Annotated in this window: 15 protein-coding genes; 12 read left to right on the top strand and 3 right to left on the bottom strand. The window is 38.1% G+C overall.

The features are described 5' to 3' along the window. Positions 1 to 70: 70 nt before the first annotated feature. From MR054_RS08695 to MR054_RS08685, 3 genes are all read right to left on the bottom strand, one after another. Positions 71 to 1,783, bottom strand: coding sequence for an FAD-dependent oxidoreductase (locus tag MR054_RS08695; protein WP_242157520.1), 1,713 nt, complete (start codon positions 1,781 to 1,783; stop codon positions 71 to 73). Positions 1,784 to 2,087: 304 nt separating this feature from the next. Further along, positions 2,088 to 3,650, bottom strand: coding sequence for a sulfatase-like hydrolase/transferase (locus tag MR054_RS08690; protein WP_242157519.1), 1,563 nt, complete (start codon positions 3,648 to 3,650; stop codon positions 2,088 to 2,090). 22 nt (positions 3,651 to 3,672) lie between these two features. Continuing rightward, a complete protein-coding gene (locus MR054_RS08685; RefSeq protein ID WP_242157518.1) occupies positions 3,673 to 5,244 on the bottom strand; it encodes a sulfatase family protein in 1,572 nt (523 codons plus the stop codon). A 302-nt stretch (positions 5,245 to 5,546) separates the two neighbouring features. Here MR054_RS08685 and MR054_RS08680 point away from each other — a divergent pair, with 302 nt between their 5' ends. The 12 genes from MR054_RS08680 (at position 5,547) to MR054_RS08625 (ending at position 26,917) form a co-directional block, all read left to right on the top strand. Then, complete coding sequence (locus MR054_RS08680) at positions 5,547 to 6,572, top strand: glycoside hydrolase family 130 protein (protein ID WP_242157517.1); 1,026 nt, start codon at positions 5,547 to 5,549, stop codon at positions 6,570 to 6,572. A gap of 65 nt (positions 6,573 to 6,637) precedes the next feature. Then, complete coding sequence (locus MR054_RS08675) at positions 6,638 to 8,266, top strand: sodium:solute symporter (protein WP_242157515.1); 1,629 nt, start codon at positions 6,638 to 6,640, stop codon at positions 8,264 to 8,266. 7 nt (positions 8,267 to 8,273) lie between these two features. Beyond that, complete coding sequence (locus MR054_RS08670; RefSeq protein WP_242157514.1) at positions 8,274 to 9,755, top strand: sulfatase family protein; 1,482 nt, start codon at positions 8,274 to 8,276, stop codon at positions 9,753 to 9,755. A gap of 74 nt (positions 9,756 to 9,829) precedes the next feature. Beyond that, a complete protein-coding gene (locus MR054_RS08665; protein ID WP_242157512.1) occupies positions 9,830 to 13,657 on the top strand; it encodes an ATP-binding protein in 3,828 nt (1,275 codons plus the stop codon). Positions 13,658 to 13,863: 206 nt separating this feature from the next. Further along, complete coding sequence (locus MR054_RS08660) at positions 13,864 to 15,159, top strand: hypothetical protein (RefSeq protein WP_242157510.1); 1,296 nt, start codon at positions 13,864 to 13,866, stop codon at positions 15,157 to 15,159. A gap of 4 nt (positions 15,160 to 15,163) precedes the next feature. Beyond that, complete coding sequence (locus tag MR054_RS08655) at positions 15,164 to 16,399, top strand: hypothetical protein (RefSeq protein ID WP_242157508.1); 1,236 nt, start codon at positions 15,164 to 15,166, stop codon at positions 16,397 to 16,399. Between the two features lie 4 nt (positions 16,400 to 16,403). Beyond that, positions 16,404 to 18,869, top strand: coding sequence for a T9SS type A sorting domain-containing protein (locus MR054_RS08650; RefSeq protein WP_242084844.1), 2,466 nt, complete (start codon positions 16,404 to 16,406; stop codon positions 18,867 to 18,869). A gap of 23 nt (positions 18,870 to 18,892) precedes the next feature. Further along, the gene (locus MR054_RS08645) at positions 18,893 to 22,099 is read left to right on the top strand and encodes a SusC/RagA family TonB-linked outer membrane protein (RefSeq protein WP_242157506.1); all 3,207 of its coding nucleotides are present in this window, start codon (positions 18,893 to 18,895) and stop codon (positions 22,097 to 22,099) included. 11 nt (positions 22,100 to 22,110) lie between these two features. Beyond that, the gene (locus tag MR054_RS08640) at positions 22,111 to 23,700 is read left to right on the top strand and encodes a RagB/SusD family nutrient uptake outer membrane protein (RefSeq protein WP_242157505.1); all 1,590 of its coding nucleotides are present in this window, start codon (positions 22,111 to 22,113) and stop codon (positions 23,698 to 23,700) included. Positions 23,701 to 23,710: 10 nt separating this feature from the next. After that, entirely contained in the window at positions 23,711 to 25,537 is a 1,827-nt protein-coding gene (locus MR054_RS08635) for a sulfatase family protein (RefSeq protein WP_242157503.1), read from the top strand. A 29-nt stretch (positions 25,538 to 25,566) separates the two neighbouring features. Continuing rightward, entirely contained in the window at positions 25,567 to 26,409 is an 843-nt protein-coding gene (locus tag MR054_RS08630; protein WP_242157501.1) for an alpha/beta hydrolase, read from the top strand. 187 nt (positions 26,410 to 26,596) lie between these two features. Beyond that, positions 26,597 to 26,917, top strand: coding sequence for a hypothetical protein (locus MR054_RS08625; protein WP_242157500.1), 321 nt, complete (start codon positions 26,597 to 26,599; stop codon positions 26,915 to 26,917). Positions 26,918 to 26,931: the final 14 nt, after the last annotated feature.

Genomic DNA, 26,931 nt, shown 5'->3' with positions numbered 1-26,931 from the left:
AAATGAGGGTGTCATCATTTCGGATTTGATGTCTGTCATGACTATTGAAATAGAACATAACACTCAATACTTACTCCAGGATCTGCTCCTGATCGCGCAACAGTTTTCTTAACCTGTTGTAATCCAAATCCTGAACAGATTGAGCTTCATCAATCCCCAAGCATGCAATATTAGCCGAACTTTGACCAAGAATCATGAATACGGGTTCCATGCGGATGGAGCCGAATGCAATGTGCGATGCACTGAGGCATACCGGAACCACCAGATTGGAACATTCTTCCTTTTTTGGTACAATGGACCGGTAGCTTATAGGGAACGGTGATTTTACGGAAGCTTCAACATTCCCTTCATTGGCCACATATCCATCGGAATTGACATAACGCTTTATATGATGGGAATCCATACCATAGGCTGCCATACCAATGGGATCATTAACCGTTTCAATACCTTCGCAGTTTTTCTGAGTCATCACGTAAGCGCTCAGCATCCGTCGCGCCTCCCTGATATACAATTGCTGCTGCCAGCCATCAGCACGTTCATATTCATCTTTACAGGTGCCCCATTGCGACACCATTTCTCTTACTTTATCCGGAATTCGCGGATGGTAGGCCAGTGTCCACATTAATCCCTGCTGATACCGGCGATGTCGCGCTACAATGCGTTCCCGTTCTGCATAGGAAGCTTCAGGATAATCCCAGTTCTGACCTATAAAATCGGTCGAAAATCCTTTTTGGTTGTTGGTATCGGTTTTTCGGTTGGGCATCGCGGAATTGATCCAGGGCACAAGCCGATCACCATAAGTATACATGTCTTCTATCGGACCCGTCGCGGCTTCGTAATTGCGAAATAGCAGCTCATAGTCCAATTCATTGTATTGGTCAGGTTTCTCAAAAGGGAGACGATTTTCAGGATGGTCTGTCAGGGTCATCCTGAAGCAGTAGGCTTGAATACCGTGGTCACCGGTACCTTCAATACCAGGGCCACCTTTCGATATAAAGGGCAGTAATCCGCTCGTAGAGTCTCCTTTTAACAAGTAGGGATCAACGCCATCGATAAAATTATGATGTACGCTGTTATGGGATAGGGTTCCCTTGAGCGTCTTGCCATAAGGTTCCGCCTGAACCCCGTTTAACGATTCTCCATAAACAGAATTCGATTCTCGACCAACCGTATAGGATACCCCTGCAGCTGCCATGAGGTCACCTTCATAGCTGGCATCAATATACATTTTTCCCTGGTAGGTGTCTCCTGATTCCATGGTGATGGAGCTTATGGCATTGCCGACTTTCCTGACCCCTGTTGTTCTGTTAAGCCTTTGGTTATAAACAATTTTAATGCTCGTATCTTCTATCATCAGGTGAAATACCTTTAATGCGGCAGAGGGTTCAAAGGTCCACATAGCGTCTTCGTTCCATGTAGAGCGTGTTTGTCCGCCATCCTTATATTCCGATTTGGTTTGCCATATCCAATGGGTTGGATCGTCGTAGTAGGCCTTGATATGTTTATAAAACTCCCGTGCAATGCCTCCGATAACCTGCTTATTGCCAATATCTGTCTGTCCAAGGCCGCCTGTCGTGAGCCCACCCAGACGATTGGTCGGTTCAATTAACAGGACCGTCTTTCCAAGCCGTGCTGTTTGTATGGCTGCGGATATCCCGGCTGAAGTACCTCCATAAACAATCACATCGGCAGAATGCTGAGCATGGTCACTTATACAACCGCTTAATACAGCTAACATAAAGGCTAGTGAGAAGATCACCAATAAATACTGTACTGTTCTCATAAATTCGTCATGCTTTTTGATTATTTGTTGTAATGATTTTTTAGAAAAAATAAGAAAGAAATACAAGACATTCCTATTAATAAAATGGTTCTCACTAAAATTAATTAATTAACCGACAATCAAACAGATTTTTATCAATTAAAATAATGTATCATGCAGGTGTGTTTAATCCATTTCAGGATAACCTGGTACCTATTTGAGAGGGTACACCATCAAATAGACTCAAGCATATGAACTGTTCATAAGATGTCCATGCTAAATCATCAAGAAAAAGAGGGTAGTGGAATAATGAGATGACAATCCATTAGTTTCCGGAATACGAGAGATCATCAATTTTAAATAGTTTGGTGTTGTTTTTTGTAGATCCACTGCTGTTCGTATAACGTTTCCATATTATGGTTTTTGTCCTGAGCTTCGCCTCTCTAATTTGGATCTCCATCCAATCATTTAAGAATGCCTTATCATTTTTGTTCTCAAATGCAGGAAGGACATAATCATTGGTCACTTTCAATTGAACCATGAGTTTCTCTCTGAGTTCAACAAGTACATCCTGATATTTCGGATCATCTATCAGGTTATTTAAGGCATTCGGATCGTTTGCATAATCATAAAGCTCTTCCGTAGCTCTAAAGACCCAATTTTTAAATCTTCTTTCTGTAACGGTATCATTTACAGCAAGCGCTTTCATTACTTTATATGACGTATGGTAATCTGCAGCAGATCTAAAAGGTAATTTACCGGTAGCCCATGGATTAAAAATGTAACCATACCTTTTTCCAAGGACTGTTCTCGAAGGTCTTGGAATGCCTCCAGCATTTTCATCAAATTGTGCAAATATATAATCGGTAGACTCTATTTTGTTACCCAACACCAATGAGTGAAAGGAATGCCCTTGATAAGTTTTTGGTACTGAAATACCGATCAGTTCTAATAGGGTCGGAGCAATATCAACAGCGGAAACCAAATTTTCTTTATTTGCTTGCCCTTTCGCAATTTTGTTCGGCCAGCTTACGATAAGAGGCGTCCGAATGCCGTTTTGATATAAAGACGATTTAGCAAAAGGGAACGGCATACCATGATCGGATAACAAAATGACAATGGTGTTTTCAAAATATGCTCTGTTATTAATGGTACTTATAATCTCACCAACACAATCATCTCCTCTTTTTACGGAGTTGTAATAATTCAAAAGCTCCTGTTTGATCTTTGGGTGACTGGGAAGAAATTCCGGAACCGTTATGTCATTCAAAGTGTATAATTTTGAAGGTTTGAAATCATCAAAACCGCTTTTTTTAGATCCGGGATCGTTGAAAAAGGGTTTGTGTGGATCTGCGACATTAACTACACAGTAAAATGGTTTCCCTGAGGTATTGGCACTTTTCAAAAAACCACTTAGCTGTTCAGAGTAGGCCTTTGCCGAGCGCTTCTCATGACCATTAAGGCCAATACTTGAATCCCAATACCTTTCCGAATCCGGACTTAAACTGGTATCTGCCAATTTATTGATAACCCCGGTCATGTATCCATTTTCCTTTAAAATTTCAGGCAGTGTAGAACCATTAGGCTCTACATAAAAGAATCCTCTCATGCCACTTTGATGCGGATACAAACTCGTCTGAATGACACTTCTGGATGGTGAGCAATTCGGCGCCTGTACATAGGCCTTTTCGAATAAGATCCCTTCAGATGCTAATTTATCGATATGTGGGGTTAAATCCGGTATGGGACCTCCACAGATACCGGGCGAATCCCAGCTCATATCATCCATTGTAATTAAAAGGATATTGGGTGCCTTGCTTTGTCCACTCATGGACGTGCTGGAAATAAGAGAACCGATGAAAACAAGTAAATAGATATATCGTTTCATAATTAATATCAATAAAGGTTATTTATTTCTTGTTATCCGATTCGAGTCCCCCAAAGTCAGTGTCAGATATGGCTCTCAGCTCATCCAAAGTCAAGTCATTGCCATACTCTGTTTTTAATTGTGTTAATTCTGCCTTTAATTTTGAAATAAGTTCGGCATGGGCTTCGGAATGTATGATGTTGTTCACTTCTGAGGGATCTTCCTTTAAATCGTACAATTCCCAAAGATCAACATCATAATAAAAATGAATGAGTTTGTACCTGTCTGTTCTTATACCATAATGGGGTTGTACATGATGCCAGAACGGATATTCATAATAGTGATAATATACAGATGGTCTCCAATCTTCGTTTGGTTTACCGCTTAACTGTTTAAAAAAGCTCTTACCCTGTACTTCATCCGGAATATTCACACCGGCCATATCCAAAACCGTAGGTGCCAAATCGATGTTGGAAATGACATCGGTTATTGTTGTTTTTGGTGGAATCAATTTTGGATAACGGATTAAGAAAGGCATTTGCATGGATTCCTCATACATGAATCGCTTGTCAAACCAACCATGCTCCCCAAGAAAGAATCCCTGATCTGAGGCATAAATAATAATGGTGTTCTCTTCCAGATCGTTATCTTTTAAATAATTGAGTACCCGACCTATGTTATCATCAACAGATTTCACAGTGGCCAGATAATCTTTAATGTAGGTTTGAAATTTCCATTTTCTAAGGGCACCTCCGGATAACGAATCACCCGGATTTACAATCTCACCGGGGTTATTACCAAAATCAAACCATTTAGTCAACAATTTTCCGGTTAAGGAATCCGGAGGCGATAATTTCATGTCCCTGCGGTTAAAGAAATCCATTGTCATATGTGTATTTCCAGCTGTTTGTTCGCGTCCTTCATAATCGTCATTAAAGGTATCCGGATAGGGAATGGTTTCATTTTCCCATAAGTCTTCATACTTTTTATCCGGAGCCCATTCCCTATGAGGCGCTTTATATTGCAGTAATAGACAAAAAGGTTTGTCACTTTCTTTATTTTTGAGCCATTCTAAAGCAAAATCAGTCGTTAAGTTTGTAGCGTAACCTTCTTCTTTAACAGGGATGCCATTTTCACTGTACGTCGGATTCCAGTACACCCCTTGTTCGCCGTGATCTATATGATATTTGTAAAAATCAAATCCCTGAGGTTCGGAAGCCAAATGCCATTTGCCAACCATGGCTGTCTGATATCCTGAATGTTGAAGTGCTTTTGGGTAGGTCCATTGTCCCCCATCAAAATAACCCCCTTTGTAGTTTTTATAATAGCCGTTCATATGACTATACTTCCCGGTGATTATGGATGCCCTACTCGGTCCGCATATGGCATTGGTACTAAAAGCATTCAAGAGAATGGCGCCTTCATTGGCCAAACGATCAATATTTGGTGTCGGTGCGATTGCCCTGTACATACTGCTATATGCTGAAATGGCGTTTGTCGCATGATCATCCGAAAGAATAAATATAATATTAGGACGTGTGGTAATATCAGAAACTTCCTGGGAAATGACGTTAATTGTAAAAGCAATACAAAGGATTAGTAAAATACGTTTCATAAAGTAAATTTTAAAGGATATTTCCGAAAAACAAAGTTACAGTAACGGTGCTGGTTTTAAGTTTGTTTCTCGTGCAAAAGCTTCGTTTATCTGACCACAGATATACTTTTATCAATACACACTGAGAGTAGCCATTGAATTCGGTATCGGATAGGTAACGTGCGGCAGTTAACCTAAAAATTCATGACATGAGTAAGGGGTTGACCATAATTTCTATCATATTGACCTATTTCAAAACCTTTTCTTTTTAAGATCACATTAATATTGTAGCAAGAAAAAGACTAACAAATATGTTACAACCAATGAAACTAGAAAAATTCGCAGGCAATCCGATTTTAACTCCTGAACCAAATAATGAATGGGAAAATCTTGTAGTATGTAATCCCGGTGTCTACTTTGACAACGGAAAATTCTATATGCTTTACAGGGCAGCAGGAGATGATGCAGAACACATTATTAGATTTGGATTGGCAGTCAGTGATGACGGATATCATTTTAATCGTGTTTCAGATAAACCTGTTTTGGGTCCCAGTGCAGAAGGGCCGGACATGGGTTGTATTGAGGATGCGCGAATCATTAAACTGGATGATTACTTCTATGTGACCTATGCCTTCCGACCATTTCCTCCCGGACAATACTGGAAATTCGATCATGATGTGGTATTAACAGAAGATCATGGAGAACATGCGCCTCATTTTATTAAAAAGAACATGGCGAACTCCGCCCTGGCCATGACCAAGGATTTTAAAAAATGGATACGGCTCGGACGCATTACCCAATCGAACCTGGATGATCGGGATGTCATATTGTTCCCGGAAAAGATTAATGGGAAGTATGCTATGTTGCATAGACCGAAAGAATGGATCGGAGAGGACTATGGGGTTAAAAATCCGGCAGTCTGGATAAGATTTAGTGATGACCTCTTAATTTGGAATGAGCCGAGCACGATGCTCATAGGGGGCATTGATGGTGGCTGGGAAGAAAAAGTGGGAGGTAGTACACCTCCATTGCGCACAGATCGTGGATGGTTGGTTTTGTACCATGGTGTTGAAAAAGGAGGTTTGGGCTATTATAGGGTCGGTGCAGTAATGTTAGATCTTGATGATCCTACCAAAGTAATTGGAAGAACCAAGGATTACATTATGGAACCTGAATTCGATTATGAAATTGAAGGGTATTATAAAGGCTGTGTATTTCCAACGGGTAATATGATTATAGAGGATACCTTATATGTTTACTATGGCGGTGCCGATAAATACATAGGGTTAGCTACTTGTGACGTAAACGAACTAATAGAATTTACTTTAAGCGAGGAACAGAATTCATAAACTAACAGTAATTCATAAACTAACAGTAATTCAAAAACTAACAGTAATTCATAAACTAACACGAAATGCAATCAACTAACTTCCTAACCGACGGGCCTAGTTGGGTAAATGGACTTTCCTGGGCAGACGTTCTAATCATTGTACTTTATTTTTTATTTGTTGTTTATCTCGGTATTAAATATAGCAAAAGCAAGGACGAGAAATCTTATTTTTTGGCAGGTCGTGGTATGGCTTGGCCTGTTATTGGATTTTCATTGTTTGCGGCTAGTATATCCAGCTCAACATTAATAGGGCAGGCTGGAGATGCCTACAGCACCGGGATTGCCGTGTTTAATTATAACTTGGGCTCGGTCGTGGTCATGGTATTTTTTGCCTGGTTTATTTTACCCTTTTATATTAAATCAAAGATATTTACCATACCAGAGTTTCTGGAAAAACGCTTTAATGCGGCTTCCAGATATTACTTCTCGGCAATAACCATTATCGTGAATATATTTCTGGATGCAGCTGGATCTTTGTATGCTGCCGCGATGGTCATGAAATTGGTATTCCCTGAGGCCTCCATACTGTCCCTGTCTATTGGATTTGCCATTATCGTGGCAGCCTATACGATACCCGGAGGACTTTCGGCTGCTATTCGTGTCGATTTGATGCAGGGTATATTTTTATTGGTTGGATCCATAGTACTGACCTTCTATGCAACTTATAACGGTGGCGCTGAATATGTGAGAGAACTGTTAACAGAAGGCGATGTTCTAATGAAATTGGTTCGTCCCATGGACGATTCGTCCGTGCCATGGCTGGGTGCTATTATAGGAATTCCAATCCTGGGCTTGTTTTTTTGGGGTAACAATCAACAGTTGGTGCAAAGAGTATTGACTGCCAAGTCGATTGACGAGGGCAGAAAGGGCGTGATACTTGTTGGTTTTCTCACAGTGCTCACCTTGTTTGTTATTATTATACCAGGTATTATGGCGATCAAATTATTCCCGGATCTGCCAAAGCCTGATATGGTATATCCGAATTTAATAATGAATTTATTACCTAATGTGCTTATCGGATTTATGATGGCTGCCATGGTAGCGGCATTAACATCATCTCTGAGTGGCTTGCTCAACTCGGTTGCAACGCTTTTCACGATGGATTTTTATGATAAGATTGTCCCGAATAGCACCTCCAAGCGAAAAGTCAGGGTGGGAAAAATGGCTTCCGTAACCGTATTGCTTATTGCGGTATTTTGGGCACCCCAAATTGGTAAGCAATTCGGTACCTTGCTAAAATACTATCAGGAAATGCTATCGATCATGGCACCACCAATTGTTGCAGCTTTTGTGTTGGGCATTTTTTGGAAAAGAACCAATGCAGCCGGTGCTTTTGTCGGACTTATGGCAGGGATTGCTCTGGGAGTGGTCAATATAATTTACGCTGTAAACGTTGGGCATTCCATATTTGGGGATATACACTTTTTACTAACCGTTCCCTATTATTTTGCCTGGAGTTTGGTCGTGATGGTAGTTGTGAGCTTGTTGACCAGGAAACCACCACTTGAAAAAATTGAGGGACTAACGTTCTCAATGGACGAGTATAAAAAGGAGACCATAAGTTTAAAACAGATTCCTTTTCATCAGAGTTATCGATTCTGGTCTTATATGCTCTTATTATTTTGTTTAGTAACTTTAATCATGTATTGGTAATTTAAATATGAAACTTGTAATATCTTTTAATACGATTTTATCTGTTCTGCTTTGTTCCGTTTTAATAGTGGGATGTAAAACACAGGAAACAGAAAAAAATCAACCCAATTTTTTGTTTGTTTTGGTCGATGATCAGCCTTTCGATGCCCTGGAATCGAGCCGGAGGTATCCATTTTTAAAAACACCTAACATGCAAAGGCTTGAAGACGAAGGTGTGAAATTTGACAACTTCTATGTCACCCAGTCCATTTGTTCACCGTCAAGAGCCAGTTTTTTAACCGGTACCTATCCGCACATTCATGGGGTGAATCAGAACAACCGCCATGTCGACCCGGATTGGGAGACCTACAAGCCTTACAGTCAGATTTTGCAACAGGCTGGGTATGAAACGGCCCATATAGGGAAAATACATATGGCGCATTTTGAAGGGGAAAGACATATCAGGCCCGGATTTGATTATTGGTACAGTTTTGTGGGACAGGGAGAATATTTTGATCCCATGGTGAATGATAATGGAAAGGAATATCAGGAGAAGGGTTATATGACGGATATTTTAACGGATAAAGCCATAAGCTGGTTAACCGAAAGGAGAGATCCGAACAAACCCTTTAGTTTGAATTTATGGCATAAGGCCGTACATGAAAATCATTCTCCGGCACCCCGACATGAGGATATATATGCCAAAGATTCCTTACCCGTACCACCCTACAATACGCATTTGGAGAATTTTAAAGGTAAACCCGAATGGCAACGTATTAAAGCCTGGGACTCCAAATGGAAGGATTATGTGCATACCGATACTTTAGCACCAAAACCATGGCCCATAAAGGGCGATAAATTTAAAAAATTGTTGGAATGTCTCGTGGCGGTTGATGAATCCTTAGGTTATGTACTTAAAACCCTGGAAGACCTCGGCGAACTTGACAACACGGTTATTATTTACAGCAGTGATAACGGTTATTTTATGGGCGAGCATGGCTACTGGGATAAAAGAATAGCTTATGAAAATTCAATGAAAATACCCATGTTGATGAGATATCCGAAAACCATTCAACCCGGTACAATAATTAAGGATATCGCTTTGAATATTGATTTAGCTCCTACCATTTTGGATTTGGCCGGTGTTGATACACCAAGTTATATGCAAGGGGAGTCCATGACCCGATTATTCGATAACCATCGGAATCATGAAAACTGGAGAACCTCCTTTATGTTCGAATATTACGTAGATGATGCCTATCCGTATGCCGGGCCAAATATGTTGGCCATACGCACAAAAAGATTTAAATTGATAGATGCCTTTCTCGAAGACGATATTGATGAACTCTACGATTTGGAAAATGATCCGGGAGAAATGAACAACCTCATTAATGATCCGGAATATCAGGACATAGAAGATGGTTTACGGACAGAACTTGAAAAATTAAGAGAAAAATACAACTACAACCCCGACAGAGATTGGTGGTTACGAACTAAAGTGTCTAAATAGTTTTATTTAAATTCCCATTAAATTTTAAATGGGAATTTAATTTTTTTAGTAAGTTTAAGTAAACATGCTAAATAATGTGCTACAAGCAAAAAATATACATCAAATTCTTTTTTGTCCTTTTTGTTTTTTTATGGTTTAGTGGTTTTGTGGCTGCCCAGCAGGTGAAGCGATTGGATACCAGGGCAGGACTGATTAAAGGAACTATAAATGTTTTTGAAAAAGACAGCCTGGGTTATTTCTGGATAGGCTCAGATAAGGGACTGAATCGTTATTCCGGTTTGGAATTCAAAAATTATGACCTAAAGGCGATAACATCCTTGGATAATAACGGAATCATTGACATGCTGAATGTTAATGAGAATTTATATATGATCAGCCCCAATGGCTTTCTCATAAAATACAACTACGAGCATGATCGCTTTGAGGAGGTTTTACATGTAGAAGTAAGGCGATTCCTGTGCATGGCACAATTGGATAAGGATAGAATTTTAATTGGTTTGGATAGTGGGTATGTTATTTTCAACCTCACTACGCAAAAGGCCTCCGACATTTTATATCCGGAAACTTTTATCAATAGAAATATTCTGGTCTCAAATAAGGTGGTCTATGTAGCCACAGGAAGAGGGTGTTACATTTTCGATGTGGTCTCAGGCTCCGACGATTTGTCTTTAAGGGATATCGTTTTAGAAAAAAATGACATCATTAGTCTCGCTTTGGATTCTAAAAACAGACTTTGGATAGGTACTGAGGTCGGTGGACTTTTTATTAGGGATGATAAGGAAGTTAAGCAGATTTTCATTAAGGATTTACAAAAAAAGACCTATGCCATTAGAAAAATTGAGTTCAACAGGCAAAATAATGCCCTGGTGGCCATTGACAGGTTAGGGCTTTTTGTAATTGATGAAAACCTGAAGGTGATAAACGTATTCGGTCATGATATAGACGACCCCAACAGCATTGGTCAAAATAGTATTTATGAAGTCTATATCGACGAAACGAACGCTTACTGGCTTGGGCTTCGGGAAGGTGGCATAAATATTATTTATGAAAAAGACAATATCTTCAACCAGATACACCATGTACGAAATGACGACAATAGTATAAATAACAATACCATTAGGGCTATCTATGAAAGCAAAAATGGTGCATTATGGTTTGGTACCGAAAATGGAGTCAGTAAATATGAAGACCAAAATGTTTTGAATTACAATAGTGATCCGAAGCTTTTTAATACTGCGGTGTTAACCATTTCTGAATATAAAGATGATTTGTTGTTGGGTACTTATGGCGAAGGTGTTCTGGTCTTCGATAAGAACAATGTCGTAATCGATAAACAACTGTTTCATCCTGAAATTCCCTTAAAGTTTATTTTTAATATTTCTGTATTTAATGATGATATCTGGATTGCACAGGGTAATGATGGTCCTCTATTGCATTACAGTCAAAACAAATTGGTGAACATCTATGATGTCGGCCTGGTGAGATCCATTGTTCAGGGTTATGATGACATTATATATGCCGGATCCAGTAACGGTTTTTACGAAATCAATAAACGAAACAAAAGTGTTCGAAAAATAAAGGAAGGCCTTTTTAACAACTTAAATGAAATCCATAATTTAAATTTTGACCAGTTAAACAATACCATATGGATCGGTTCGGCCAAAGGCTTGCATAAATTTAATTTGAGTGATGAATCCTTGGATCATACCAGTATTAATACAAATAAAGAGATAGGGACCGTATTCGCCGTTAAGAAGGACAACGTACAAAACCTTTATCTGGCTGCCACCACAGGACTCTGGCGGTATGACATAAAGACCAAACTGTTTAGAAAATATAGTGAGCAGGACGGATTGTTTATCCATGAATTTGGGCCGGGTGCCGCTGCAAAGCTAAAAGATGGACGATTGGCTTTAGGTGGACCAGAAGGGGCTGTGGTGTTTCAACCTATGGATTTGGAAAAAGACCCTGAAATATCAAAAATTTACCTGGTAAATTTTCAAATTAATGGAAAACAACCCGATAGTTTGACCCTAAATAAAAACATTAATTATATTCAGGACATTGTTTTAGACTACGATCAGAATACCATATCATTTAACTTCGAGACCATTAAGTTTCACGGCTCAAAAAGAAATCGTTTTGAATGGCAACTCAAAGGCAATGAGGACAGTTTAAGAAATGCATACGGTGATGAAAAGATCACCTATTCCAATTTGAGCCCGGGGAACTACACACTGACAGCCACTGGGTTTAATGCCGATGGGGAAAAAGCAAAAAATGATTATGTTCTGAATATCAAAGTGAAAAAACCATTTTGGAAATCGGGTGTAGCCCTTGCATCTTATATATTAATATTAGGTTTTTTCACTTTTCTAATGTATAAGATAAACATGGCCAATATTCGTAAGCGCACCGATGAGGACAGGATAAAATTCTTTGTTGAAGTGGCTCATGACATTAGAACACCGGTTTCCTTGATCCAGTTGTTGGTAAAGCAATTAGCGAATCAGGAGCAGGTTGAAAAATCTATGGAACTCATACAGAGAAACACCCAAAACTTAAATGAATATGTTTCCCAGTTATTAGACTTCCAGAAACTGGATAGAAACCAGCTTAAACTTCAGGTAAGTCAGGTAAACCTTAAAGAGTGTTTATCTAAAATAGTCGATGATTTCTCGCCTATTCTTAAGGAAAAATCGATTGATGTTATTCTTAAGGTAAAACATATTCCGGTTTGGTTTGATGTTCCCAAAATGAGCCGTATTTTTTATAACCTGATTTCTAATGCTATTAAATACAGTAGCGAAGGAAGTGAAATAACGATTAGCGCTTTCTTAAATGATAAAACATTGAGAATTGATTTTATTGACAATGGCATAGGTATTCCCGAAAAACAACAAGATGCTATATTTAATCGCTTTACCAGGGGGACAAATGTAGCAAACCAGGGGATTCCGGGGACTGGTATTGGGTTGATGCTGTCGAAGAGAATTATTGAGTTACATGGGGGCAAAATTTCTTTAGAAAGTAAAGAGAACATCGGTTCGAAATTTAGCATCCTATTGCCCGGCGGAAGTGAGCATTATGAGGACGATGTCCTAATGAACGCCCGTGACAGTCAGGATAATAAAAATATCATCGAAGAACACTTAATAAAAGGAAAACTTATTTTATTGGTTGAGGATAATGAGGAGTTGAGACTGGCCATTAGGAATGAATTAGGTAAGACACATGCCATTATTGAGGCTTCAAATGGTAAAGAGGGATTGTTGCTGGCATTGTCCAAAAATCCCGATTTGATCATTACGGATATAATGATGCCTGAAATGGATGGAAAGGAACTTTGTAATCTATTAAAAACCAATTTTAAAACGAGCCATATTCCTATTATCATGTTAACGGCCCTTGCAGATATAGATGATAAAATAAAAGGGCTGGAAACAGGTGCAGATGCCTACGTCGAAAAACCTTTTAACGTATCCATTTTAAATGCCACCATAAATAACTTGATCAGGTCTAGGGAGAATATTTCGCATTTGTTGGGGGATAAGAAAATAGAGAGACAACTCACTCCGGATGAGAGTTTCTTGTCTGATGTCATTAGCACCATAAAAGAAAATTTAACCGAAAAGGATTTTTCAATTGACAAACTTGCCGAAATGATGGGGTTGAGCCGATCCAATCTCTTTAGAAAGCTCAAAGGATTGGTACATATGTCACCTTCCGATTTAATTTTAAAAATTAAATTGAATCACGCCGAGGAACTGATGAAGAAAAAAATCTATTCTCGAATTTCAGATATTGCCTATGAGTCCGGCTTCCATGATCCGAAACATTTTAGTACACTGTTCAAAAAATACTACGAAAAAACGCCGAAGGAATATATGGATAGCCTGTAAGCTGTTTATCTCTGTTATACATTACGCCAATCTATAAACTGCACAGAGGTGTGTGTTATTGATAAAACAACCCTTTTAAAATTCGACATTCTATTTTCACTACCGATAAAAGTTGTTTTGACTATTATTTAAACCTTCTTGAATGACATATCAACCTTTTTAAAGGCGTTTTTCGCGAGATTGCAGTAAACAAAAGACGCTTAATTATGAATAAAAGAAAAGTTCTGAAAATAGTAACCAGGTTAGGGTTCTTTACTTTACTCGTTTACTTCTTGATTAGTGCAATCAAAGCAAACCAACCGGAAGATACCAGCTCTGTTTCAGCTAGAGTCGAGTCGTACAATTATGTTATTGGAACACAAACCGTTGGTTCAAAGTATAAATTTACTGAGGAGAGTATGCTTGTTGAAACCGCTATCGAGATAAAAAATATGGGCTCCAATCTATTGAAATTCAGTATGCATCCAAGATATTGCACAGAGAACTATGGGTTGCCAAAAAATGATGCCATCACATCCCTGACCAAATTGGCCTCTTTAGAACCCTCTATGAAAACGGTTTTAGACATGGACTTCAAGTACTATCACATTTGGACCTATGGGTTTTCTCAATATACACCGGAACCACCCGGAGAAAAGGATGATACGGCTCAAATAAAATTTATTGACGGCTATCCAAAACATTATGAAGAGGCCCTCTATAAGGAGCTTTACGAATTTACTACCTATCTCCTAAAAACATTTAATGGTTCCGGTAAGGTCTTTTATTTAGGCAATTGGGAGGGCGATTGGCATTTAAGGTCAGATTACGATCGTACCAAACCGGCAAACGAGAAAACGATCGAGGGTATGGTACGATGGGCCAAGGTAAGACAAAAGGCAATTGATGATGCTAAAAGAGATACTCAATATAAGAATGTGTCGGTTTACTATTATATTGAGGTCAACTTGGTGACGAAGGCAATAAAGGAACCGGATGCAAAAGTGGTGGCCAATACAGTAGTTAGAACAGTCAACCCGGATTATGTGTCTTATTCGTCCTATGATGCCACCAATCCATACAAATCAGAAGTTTCCTTAAAGAAAGGCTTACAAAGGTCTTTAGATTATCTCGAAGCCCAGTTATCACCAAAAGAAGGAATTCCAGCCGGGAAACGGGTCTGGATCGGAGAATATGGAAATCCAAGCATTAAGTACGACGATAAGGTACAGAACCAAAGATCCATTTGGACCATAAAAGCCGCATTGGAGTGGGGCACACCCTTTATTTTATACTGGGAAATGTACAATAATGAAATTGAACTTGAAACCGGAGAACAAATAGGGTACTGGTTGATCGATGATCAGGGAAAGAAACAACCCATCTGGTATACGCATCACAATTTTTATAAAGAGTCTAAAAACTATGTGGAGGACTATCTCCAGACCAACGGCGAATTACCAGGTTTTGATGACTTTAGGGAAAAGGCCCTGACTTTTAAAAGCTTAAATCCATCAAAATAGCATTATGAGAAATCTAATATTTATAGCAGCCCTGTTTTTAACCGTTACGATGTTCCCACAAGATTATGATTATGGCACTAATATGCCATTAGAAGATTATAATCTTGTTTTGGGATTGAACTGTTTCCCTACGAAATATCAATTCTCAAAGGATACAAAATTAATAGAGCAGGCTAAACAAGCCAGAGCATTAGGAACGAACATCTTTAAAAGCTCGATTACTGATCGCTATTTGAAAGATTATGGTTTTACAAAAAGTGATGCCAATAACATCATGGATGTTATAAAAATAATTCCCGATTATGACCAAATATTTAAAATGGATTTTAACTACTATTTGTTCTGGGTACATACAGCTACGGGAATAAATTGGAAAAAAGGAATCGATAATAAGCAAGAAAAAAGACTTTATAATGAGATGTACAATTTTGTGTCTTATCTTCTCAAAAATTATAACAATACTGGCAAAACATTTCTTATTGGAAACTGGGAAGGTGATTGGCTGCTGCACGGCACTCAAAATAGAAACCTGACACCTCCAAAGGAACATGTGGATAATATGACCAAATGGTTACAAATACGATCCCGCGCCATTAATGATGCTAAGAAGGACATAAAGCATAATAACGTTTCTTTATACTATTATATTGAAGTTAATCTTGTTAAGAAAGGCATGGAAGGCAAAACCTGTATTACAAAGGATATATTGCCAAATGTTGATGTGGATTTTGTTTCGTATTCAAGTTATGAATCAAGTAAAAAGAAAGACTACGAAGCTAATAAGGAATCACTTATTCGAGTTTTAGATTATATAGAAGGTCAATTAAAACCAAAAGAAGGATTGCCATTTAAAAGAAGGGTGTTTATTGGGGAATATGGAGGTCATGCCTTCGATGACAGACCTGCCACACACCTCAGGCAATTTAACAATGCCAAAGACATCATGCAAATAGCACTGGAGGAAGATTTACCCTTTACCCTATACTGGCAGATGTATAATAATGAATACACTCCTGAAGGCATATCCAAGAACATGTCCCTGATAAATGAAAAAGGAAAGAAAAGGCCACTATACGACCTCCACCAAAGGTATTACAAACAAGTTAATGACTATCTGAAAACATACAAGACCCAATATAATGTATATCCAAGTCACGAAGATTTTAAGAAAAAAGCATTGGGCATTTTAGAAGCCGTGTATCAGGATATAGAACCAAAGGTATTGGCATCGTTAAATTAAAAAAATGAAGAAGAAAATTACAAAATCGTATCCTCCCATTTTGGGACTCCTGTTGTTTGTTTGGTATAATGCATTCGCACAGTTGGCCTTGGTTAGTGATCAGACCATCGATTTTTCGAGTGCCGTAAGTACAGTCTCAGATGGTAATTGGAGCAACCCGGCCATTTGGAGTAATGGGCAGGTACCTATTGCTTCAACAGATGTGATTATTGAGGATGGCCATACCGTTTACATTGATGTTCAAGGCAGTGTATCGGCCGAAATCGTTGATCTATGCCGTAACCTTCAGATAAAGCAGACGGCGGTTTTACAAATGGGACACGATACCCCTAGTTTTGCAAAAGATTTAAGGATAAACGGGAGCATCCTTTGTAATGGGACCTTTTCGTCGGGAAGAAATCTGCCTGGTGGATCGGGTGATGGATCTATTTATACCTACAACAGTCGTATTTATTTGAATCTCATAGAAGACCAAACCTATATATCGGGTTCGGGATTTTTCAATCCAAGATCGTTGAGCATTGCCAGTAACTTTGAAAATAAAAACCTGATCATAGATTTGTATAACATGATGATGGATGACAATTTTGCCATTAAATCCAATAATCGTGTTAATGTTACTATTACCCATTACGCATATATTAGAATCAAAGGTATTTTAGGATTGACAGGCAGTGATTATCAATTTAGTTCACCAACAGCAAAGTCCGATTTAACCATACACGGTATTGTTGTCACTAATGATATAAGTTTATTTACTAAAAATACAACACCTACCGAATCTACCTCTTTAACCATAGCCAATCAAGGTAGCCTATACACCCAAAAAATAAATAAGGGCAATCTAGATATAAAAACAGAAGCTGCTGGTTTTACTTTAAACATAGATTCTGGAGGATTATTTCGCTTGGGACAAGGAGTTAATTTTGCTAATCTTACATCTTCAAATCCTTATTTTGTGTTTAATAACAATGGTGAATTAAGGGAGCATTATTCACAAACCTTATCAAACAAAGATCAAATAACTGCTGCCCTAGACCAGTATGACCCCAATAAAGGTGCGAGTGTTCCTCAAATCAAGCATATATTCGGTGCAAGCCATATTTCTGGATGGTATAATTTTACCGATAGGCCGTATCTTTTAGAAGGTTTAGATATTTATAAAGATTTTGGAGCTACTTCAGTTAAAACTACTTTGACTGCACAAAATGGCAATATGTATAGTGCCTATCACTTTAATCATACCTGGCCTAATTTTGCAAACCTAAAAGAAGTTGCACAACATGAGTATGTTGATTCTTTATTTAAGCGTTCACACATTAAAAAGCACACTTTTTGGACTACCACGAAAAATCAATCGTTCTATAAAAATGGTCCTGATTTTAATCATAACAGTTTTCTTGACCAGGAACAACAATTTTACGATTTAACAAAATATCTCTTGGAAACTTATGGGGCCATGGATAAAAGATTTACTTATCAAAATTGGGAAGGTGATTGGATGTTAAGAGGACAGGGAGTGTTATGGGAAAACGACCCTAATCTTATTCCAGACGATGTAGATTGGAAAATTGAAGGAATGGCGCGTTTGTTTCGAGCCAGACAAAGAGGTACAGAACGAGCCAGGAATGAAGTTACAGGTACTACCGCAAAGGTATTTCATGCCATTGAATTCAATAAACTTTGGATGACTAGTAGTGGGAGTAAGATTACTATGATGGAAAATAACACGCCAAGTGTTTTAGGCAATGTGATCCCTTCAACTAGAATAGATCTGTCATCTTGGTCCGCTTACGATGGCGGTTGGTATAACACCAATAATCCCCTCGGACACGCTATGTGGAAGGGTTTAGAAATCGCTCGCTATTTCACAACGGAAACAGGTGACTTACCAGATAATTTCCCTGTGCAAATTGGTGAATTTGGAATCAATGAAAACCCACTTTATTATCAAGATATATCAAATCCAACAGGTATCACTAATAGATATGCAAGATATATTGGGGTGGCACTTGGGCTTGGAATTCCAAACTTTTATTTATGGAATTTGTACGGAAATGACAAGGCTGGCCCTAGTGGTTTTACATGGGAAAAAGATACTCAGTATGAAACAAGTTTCCTGTATGACTATTTGGTTGGGAAATGGATAATTGAACCCGATGGAAGTTGGGGAGTTGCTGCTAGCTTTTTAATGGAACAATGGCAGGAGGCACTTTCTATAGAAGATGGTTTTGCTCCTAACCAGAATATTCGATTATATCCAAATCCTGCAACAGATGTACTAAACATTACAGGACCGAGTCAGACATATGCCATTGCCATTTATGATTTGAATGGTAGAAAAGTTATGGCGACGAATTATTTAGAACATAGCATAATTGATGTCAGCAATTTAAGTAAGGGTTCTTATATTCTTAAAATTCAGAGTAATGATAATGCCATAGAATTCAAAAAATTAATTAAAAACTAAATCATAACTAATCAAATAAACTAATGAAAAGAATACTTTTATTTATTTTACTAATACCTTTATCTGTATTAGGCCAAGAAATAACCGTAAGTGGAACTGTGATAGATGAAGAATTCAAACAACCATTACCTGGAGTTTCTGTCCTCGTAAAGGACACTACACAAGGCACAGTAACCAATTTTGACGGAAAATACGAATTGACGGTGAATAAGGGCGATATTTTGGTGTTTTCATACATTGGTATGAAATCACAGGAACTAATTGCAAACGCTGCTATTCTCAATGTTGTATTGGAACCAGACATTGCACAACTTGATGAAGTGGTCATTAGTACCGGTTATTTTGATATCAACAAAAGAGATCTTTCAGGCTCAATTGCCCAAGTAAGTTCTGAAAAATTAGAGCAGCAAAGAACGCAAGCTGTGGAACAACTTCTACAGGGCCAGGTAGCCGGGGTTGTAGTTTCAGAAAATGGAGAGCCCGGTGGTGGTGTAGCTATTTCTATTAGAGGAACAAACTCATTCCTTGGAGGGACTCAGCCGCTTTATATTATAGATGGTTTACCGGTAGATCCGGTTGAAGACGCACAGGGAAACACAGGTGCAGGCGCTTCCCAAAACTCCTTAAGTTTTCTTAATCCGAATGATATTGAAAAAATTGAAGTTTTAAAAGATGCTGCAGCCACTGCAGTATATGGAGCAAGAGGCGCGAATGGTGTAGTGTTAATTACTACAAAAACAGGAGGTCGTCAAGAGGGAAGAGATAATCTTTCAATTACAGTAGATAATTTTATAACGACCATTACAAATAAGATACATGTTATGGATGGTCCTACTTTTGAAAATTATATGAATAGAAGAGCCATTAATCAATTGTATATTGATATCACAAATCCACAAGATAATAGTGATCCATTTAATGGTACTCAAGAATTAACGGTGGCTAATTATCCTCAATTAGATGGGTTTAACATTCCTTATCCAACAACAACAGGGGTTGATACAGACTGGCAAGACGTTGTTTTTACAGAGGCTTTTTCTCAAGCCTATAACCTGTCCTATAGAGGAGGAGACAAGAAAAATAATTTTTTAGTGAGTCTGGGTCTTATTGAAACCGAAGGGGTTATTATAAATACAGGAAACAAAAGGATTACATTAAATGTCAATGGTCGCAGAAAGGCATTTAATGATAAAATAGACATTTTTTCTAAAACTAATATTGCCTATAACAAAGGTAATTCTGCCTCAGTAGGTAATGGAGACTTATTACTGAATAGAAGTGTGACTTCTCAAGCACTTCAATTTCAACCTATTTTTGGGCTATTGGAACCCGGACAAGAAGATGATATTTATTCCGACTTAAATGAGGGTAATCAAATTTCCAATCCTTTCACTTTAGCGCGAGATGTCACCGATCTAAAAGAAAATTATAACCTTATTCAAAATCTGTCTGTAACGGCAAAGATTACCCCTAAGCTTACAGGCGTTGTAAAAGGAGCATTTAATCTTCAAAAAAGTAACCGTGATATTTATTACCCTACAAACACCACAAGGGGCCGACGAAATAATGGAGAAGCATCTCAAGCTTCAAGGCAATACAGAAAATTGTACGGTGAAGTTAATTTGAGATACAGAAATCGTTTTGGAAAACATAGAGTTGATGCAGTAGCTGTGGGAACTGTTGAAGATGTAAGAATAAGAACCATGTTTAACAGAGCTTTTGGTTTTGGGAGTGATGTGTTGGAATATTATGATCTAAGTGCAGCAACAGATATTTTACCGCCTGTATCAAATTTTTTGGATTCCAGGTTGCTATCCAGTATTTTAAGAGTAGGATATAATTATAAAAGAAGGTATTTTGTAGATGTTAACGCCAGGGTAGATGCTTCATCTAAACTTGCAAAAGGAAACAAGGCTAATTTCTTTCCATCTTTGGCTTTGTCTTGGTTAGCATCCGACGAAAAATTTTTAAGAAAATCGGAAACCATATCCAATCTCAAGTTTAGATTATCTTATGGTAGAGTAGGTAATGATGCCATTCCGCCATTCCAATCATTATCTCTTGGTGAAGCCATACGGTATAATTTTAATGGTCAGATAGCTACTGGTTTTATTGAATCTAACTTGCCAAATCCAAATTTAAAATGGGAACTTACAGACCAGTTTAATTTTGGTGTAGATTTAGGATTAGTAGATGATAAGATAAATTTAACTATAGATAGCTATTATAAACTTACTAGTAATTTATTACAAAATGTCATTCTACCAGCTTCGAATGGTTTTGTAAGAATATTGGATAATTTTGGAGAAGTAGAAAATTATGGACTCGAAATCGCCTTAAATGCCCAGTTATTTAATAAGGATGACTTTCAATGGGAGTTTGGAACCAACTTTACCTTAAACAGAAATAATCTTAAAAGTTTAAATTCCAATTTAGATTTTCAACTCGGACCTAATGTCGGTTTTGCTCAGGAAAATCCCATTTTGTTTCAGGTAGGTAGTCCATTAGGAATTTTCTGGGGTGCTCAAACCAATGGCATTTACGAATCCTGGGAAGAGGCCAATGCCAGTGGTATAGCGGGTGCAGCACCGGGAGAAAGAAGATATGTAAATAAGGATACCAATACTGTTGACAGTAATGGTAATCAAGTGATTAACTTTGATGATTACGTTCAGATTGGTGATCCTAATCCTGATTTTAATATAGCTATAAACAACAAATTCAAATATAAAAATTGGGATTTGAGTACACTTATTACAGCTCAAAAAGGAGGCGATATTTTTTGGGTGGATACTTGGCCAATAACCGGTAACTCAAACTCTAGAAATGGATTAGCCTCTGCTTTCCAAGATTCTTGGCAAGCACCATTGAATGTCGATGCTAATGGCAATGTCTTTTCCGATCCTTCTGTTGGCGCTACGTCTAGGGTTGCATATCCGGCCCCAATTATTGACGCTAATAGCCCCAGAATAATTTCATCCGACAGAAATGTATTTGATGGCTCTTTTATTAGGTTAAAAAATGTCAATTTGGGTTACACTTTTAACTTTAAAAATAGTATAAGTCTTAGAATTTATGCAACTGCTCAAAATCTGGTAACTATTACAGATTACCCGGGATATGATCCTGAAGTGACAACTTTTAACAAAGACCCTCAACGAAGGGGAGTCGATTTTGGAGGCTATCCAGGCGTTCAAACCTACTCTTTGGGCTTAAATTTCAATTATTAAAACTAGTGAAAATGAAAACGACATATATTAAAAAACGTATACTGTTTAACGCTTTGCTGATTACCATAGCAATTGTATGTACAAATTGTGCAGACTTTCTTGAAGAAGAACCAAGAACACAAGTTGATATAAATGCCTTTTATCAAAATGAATCTGATGCACTGGCTGGGTTAACAGGTGCTTATGCTCAGCTAAAAAGTGGCAATGGATATTATAGACAACAATTTTTATCCAATATGTATGCAGCTTCAGATCAAGGGCAAGGCAGTTTTAATCACCGGGACTTTAGATTCGGGACTATAACCAATGCAGAACCATTGATAGAAAGATCTTGGGTAGATATTTACGTCGCTATAAAAGACGCTAATAATGTTATTGCAAGAGTACCGGATGTTTTGGAAATAGATGAAGAACTAAGACAAAGAATTCTGGGTGAGGCAAGGTTTTTAAGAGCTTTACATTATTTTAATTTGGTAAGATGTTACGGGGAAGTACCTCTTAGAACAACTCCGGTCCTGCCGGGTGAAGAAGGCCTGCCATTGTCGTCAATACAAGATGTTTATGACGTAATCGTCGAAGATTTAGAATTTGCCGGGGAGCACTGTTGGGGTTACAATGAAACCAGAAATGGGTTTAATAACAACATTGGTAGAGTAACTAAGGCTTCAGCTCATGGCCTTTTATCTAAGGTTTATGTGCAAATGGCATCGTCGATAAGAACTGCTCAGGCAGGTGTTGAAGGTAATTCTAAATATTTAGGGTTTACTAATGCCCCGGATTTTTATTATCAAAAAGCAGTTGAGCAGGCAGATTTTGCGCTTCAGGAACCTTTTTACAGACTATCTGCAGACTTGCAGGAATATGAAACCATATTCGATGCTACAAACGGGAACAATTTTGAAATGTTATTTGATATTCAAGGGGCCTCTATAGCTGGTGAAGGTACTGCTGTTTCCAACTTGTTCTCTCCGAGAAATTCGGGGCTGGCCGGAGGTGGTTTTGGAGGAACTAATAGACTTCAACCACAATTCATTAACCGGAGTATCGATAAATTTGACCTAAGGTATCTTAACACTATAATTCATAATTATCAAGATGATACCTTTATTTATCAATTGGGTTCTGGTTTAACCGGTTATATACGAACAAGAATTGAAAATGGTTCTGCCGCTGGCAATTTATTTAGAGTCTTTACAGGTAAATATATAGATACCGATGCCACTACCGAATACACCAGCCAACAAAATTGGCATGTAATAAGGCTTGCGGATGTCTATTTGCTTCGGGCAGAAGCTCTGGCTGAGGTAAACCAATCTCCTGCTTTGGCAAATAACGATATTAATGCTCTAAGAAATAGAGTAGGATTAGAGGATATAGATTACTCAGGATTATCTATGGATGAGTTTAGAGAAGAATTGTTGAGAGAAAGAGGAGTGGAATTATATATGGAAGGGAACAGATTCTTTGATTTAACTCGAATGGGTGTTTACGACGAATATTGTAAAAGAACCTACGGTAACTCAGTAGGGGCCAGAGGGCCTGAAGATTATACTTGGCCAATACCGCTCATCGAGGTTTCCGCGAACCCCAACATCGATTAATCGAGATACCATGAAAATAATTTTTCCATTATTAGGTTTTGTTTTTTTATTTGTTGGTTTAAATCAGGCACAACAAAAAACGAAACCTAATGTAGTTTTTATCATATCCGATCAACATAAATTGGAGGCAACAGGCGCTTATGGTGATCCTATGGTCATTACACCCAATATTGACCAACTTGCCGAGACTGGTGTGCTGTTTAAAAATTGTTATACCCCGGCGCCCGTGTGTGCACCCGCAAGAGCCAGCTTAATTACAGGAATGTATCCCTATGCCAACGGAGCTATTTACCATAAGGCACCTATTACGATGCCCAATGGAAAAATTAAAAATATTGGCAGTGGCTATTTAAGGGAAACGGGGTATCATGAAGGAATTACAACCTTGCCCGAAATTTTCAGAGAGCAACATTATATTACAGCAGCCCCCGGTAAAATGCACGTCCACGGTGAACTTCAAAAAAATGTTGACGAAGATTTTAAAGAAGGTAATGACTTAGGGTTTGACGAAACAAGCGTGAGATACTACACCTATTTCCCCGGAGGACATTACGAAGATGAGGTAGGGGAAGACACCTATATGCGCTATCGGCAATTCAAAAAATATAGTAATACCTACAAGGGAGGCGCGATGCATCTTAATGAGGAGTATATACCAACTCTGGTCGAAAACGATGAGGATAACTTCGACATGGTGGTCGCCAAAAAAAGTGTGGAATTCATAGAAAAAAGGGCTGAAGACGGGAAGAGCTTTTTTCTACATGTAGGTTTCGAAAAACCGCATGCACCTTTTACGACCACCAAAAAATATATGGACATGTACAATCCGTCAGATTTTGAATTACCAAAAACTTTTGATGATTGGTACAACAAAGGAAAATACCCATGGGTGCCAAATTGGGTACATTCCGGTATTCCTAGAACTATAGAAAGGGCACAAAATGTGATGGCTGCCTACTATGCCTGTATTACTGAAATGGACGATATGGTTGGCCGAGTCGTTCAATCATTAAAAGAAAATGGTCTCTACAACAACACCATCATTATTTATACAACCGATCACGGCGAGCATTTGTTCGAACATGGTTTGCGAGGAAAGCATAATATGTATGAGGATGCTGTAAATGTACCTTTTATTATATCCTATCCAAAACTGTTCGAACAAAACACCGTAAATAATTCCATCGTTAGTTTTGTGGATATTATGCCAACTCTGGCTGAATTGATTGATGGTAAGACTCCCGAAACAACGCAAGGGATTTCGCTGGTAGATGTATTGATAAACGGTACTGAATTAAAAAACCGAACGGTATTTTCTGAATTCAGAGGAGCAGACTACCAACTCTTGCCCGGCATTAAAAACCTGCCCTCCAGAATGATGCGAAAAGGAGACTATAAATTCATATACACACATGGTCTAATCGATCAGCTTTATAATGTTAAGGAAGATCCGGATGAATTAAATAATCTCATTTTTAATAAAAATCATGGTGACATCCACCAAGACATGTATTTTCAGACCCTGGCAGATTGGCGTTTTCAAGAATACAGCCCTATAAAAGTTACCGTTACTAATAATCAAATACGTTGGGATGCTTCAAATACTTTTGAGTCATATTCACTTTATTATTCTGAAACTAAAGATCATAGAAATGCCATTTTAGTAAAGGCGGACATATTAAAGAATTCATATACTGCAAAAGAAAAAGGATTTTATTGGGTGTTGGCTAAGCCCAAATTAACCCAAACCTCCAAGTTTTATGGTGACAACGTACCAGTAGCCCTAGAGAACTATGCTTATATACTACCAGTATCAAATTGCATTGAACTGAATTAATAAAAGGTCAGGTAGAAATCCAATTTTAAATGAAAGTTAAACACATATTAATTCTGGCGTTCATTTTAATTGTAGCAGGAAAGAGCTTCTCGCAACAGCAAATTGTATATAAACAAATAGATTCCATAAAACTAGTGATGGAGTTACATCGGCCTGAAAGTATGGATTTCAATAAAGAATACCCTGCCATGGTATTCTTTTTTGGAGGCGGATGGAACAAAGGTACCATCAAACAATTTGAACCGCACGCCAAATATTTTTCCAAGCGAGGTATGGTGTGCTTTCTGGTTGACTATCGGGTTAGGGAAAGGCACCATACTACACCGATTGAATCGTTGAAGGATGCAAAATCTGCTATACGATATATAAAAGAACACGCCAGTGAATTCCAGATCGATACCTCAAAAATTGTAGCTTCCGGAGCTTCAGCAGGTGGTCAGTTGGCCGCCGCTACGGCATTGATTAGCGATTATAACGAAACCTCTGATGATGTATCCATAAACTGCAAGCCCAATGCACTGGTTCTATTTAATCCGGCTATAGATAATGGCCCAGCTGGTGTTGGTTATAATAAGATTGGCGATGCTTACAAGAATTTCTCACCGCTTCATAATATTGAAAAAGGCGCGCCACCTACCATATTGTTTTTAGGAACAAATGATTACCTAATCCCCGTTGAAACGGTAAAATATTATCAGACCGTCATGCAAAAAGTGGGAAGTACATGCGAACTGCATTTATATGAGGGCAAAAAGCATGGGTTTTTTAATTACAATAAGTTTGAAAATTACCGAGACACTATTATACATACAGATAATTTCTTGGTCTCTTTAGGATATTTGGACCCCGAATCTAAGGTAAAGATTGAATAGAATGCTCTTAACAGTTTTACAAAACTAAATCTGTCGACAAAACTCACAAAAACTACTTTTAAAAGAACCACTATTTAATATGGTTAGAATTTAAACCATATTGAATAGCATTAAAACTAAAAGTAGAAATTCACAAAGTATTTTTATGGAAACTAAAAGTTTTACTAAAATCTAAAATTAAATAACAATGAGACACTTACTATTTATTATTGCTCTATTCATGACACTGTCTTTGAATGCCCAGCCAAAACCGGAGAAAAAAGCTCAAAAGATTGCCGATGAAATGACCGAGGTTTTGTCCTTAAGCAAGGAAGAATCAAAAGCTATTTACCAGATACAGTTGGAGCGGTTTACTACCGTCCAGGCTTGGAGAAAAGAATATGCGGATGACCAAGAAACTTTGAACGAAAAACAAAGGGAAATGGGTAAAAAGGTTTTTAATCAAGTTAAAGATATTCTAGGTAAAGAGCGCCAGCAAAAATGGAAAGAATATAAATCTAATAACTAAAACTAAATTCCAAA

Source organism: Aestuariivivens sediminis (genome assembly GCF_022662105.1).
GTDB lineage: Bacteria > Bacteroidota > Bacteroidia > Flavobacteriales > Flavobacteriaceae > Aestuariivivens > Aestuariivivens sediminis.
The sequence above is the reverse complement of the archived record's forward strand: the minus strand, read 5'-3'. Positions and strand labels throughout refer to the sequence as shown.

Excerpts from the sequence above, each read along its gene's own strand:
- MR054_RS08650 (WP_242084844.1), top strand. The coding sequence starts at position 16,404 with ATGAAGAAGAAAATTACAAAATCGTATCCTCCCATTTTGGGACTCCTG.
- MR054_RS08635 (WP_242157503.1), top strand. The coding sequence starts at position 23,711 with ATGAAAATAATTTTTCCATTATTAGGTTTTGTTTTTTTATTTGTTGGT.
- MR054_RS08690 (WP_242157519.1), bottom strand. The coding sequence starts at position 3,650 with ATGAAACGATATATCTATTTACTTGTTTTCATCGGTTCTCTTATTTCC.
- MR054_RS08695 (WP_242157520.1), bottom strand. The coding sequence starts at position 1,783 with ATGAGAACAGTACAGTATTTATTGGTGATCTTCTCACTAGCCTTTATG.
- MR054_RS08685 (WP_242157518.1), bottom strand. The coding sequence starts at position 5,244 with ATGAAACGTATTTTACTAATCCTTTGTATTGCTTTTACAATTAACGTC.
- MR054_RS08645 (WP_242157506.1), top strand. The coding sequence starts at position 18,893 with ATGAAAAGAATACTTTTATTTATTTTACTAATACCTTTATCTGTATTA.
- MR054_RS08630 (WP_242157501.1), top strand. The coding sequence starts at position 25,567 with ATGAAAGTTAAACACATATTAATTCTGGCGTTCATTTTAATTGTAGCA.
- MR054_RS08660 (WP_242157510.1), top strand. The coding sequence starts at position 13,864 with ATGAATAAAAGAAAAGTTCTGAAAATAGTAACCAGGTTAGGGTTCTTT.
- MR054_RS08680 (WP_242157517.1), top strand. The coding sequence starts at position 5,547 with ATGAAACTAGAAAAATTCGCAGGCAATCCGATTTTAACTCCTGAACCA.
- MR054_RS08675 (WP_242157515.1), top strand. The coding sequence starts at position 6,638 with ATGCAATCAACTAACTTCCTAACCGACGGGCCTAGTTGGGTAAATGGA.
- MR054_RS08670 (WP_242157514.1), top strand. The coding sequence starts at position 8,274 with ATGAAACTTGTAATATCTTTTAATACGATTTTATCTGTTCTGCTTTGT.
- MR054_RS08640 (WP_242157505.1), top strand. The coding sequence starts at position 22,111 with ATGAAAACGACATATATTAAAAAACGTATACTGTTTAACGCTTTGCTG.
- MR054_RS08665 (WP_242157512.1), top strand. The coding sequence starts at position 9,830 with ATGTGCTACAAGCAAAAAATATACATCAAATTCTTTTTTGTCCTTTTT.
- MR054_RS08625 (WP_242157500.1), top strand. The coding sequence starts at position 26,597 with ATGAGACACTTACTATTTATTATTGCTCTATTCATGACACTGTCTTTG.
- MR054_RS08655 (WP_242157508.1), top strand. The coding sequence starts at position 15,164 with ATGAGAAATCTAATATTTATAGCAGCCCTGTTTTTAACCGTTACGATG.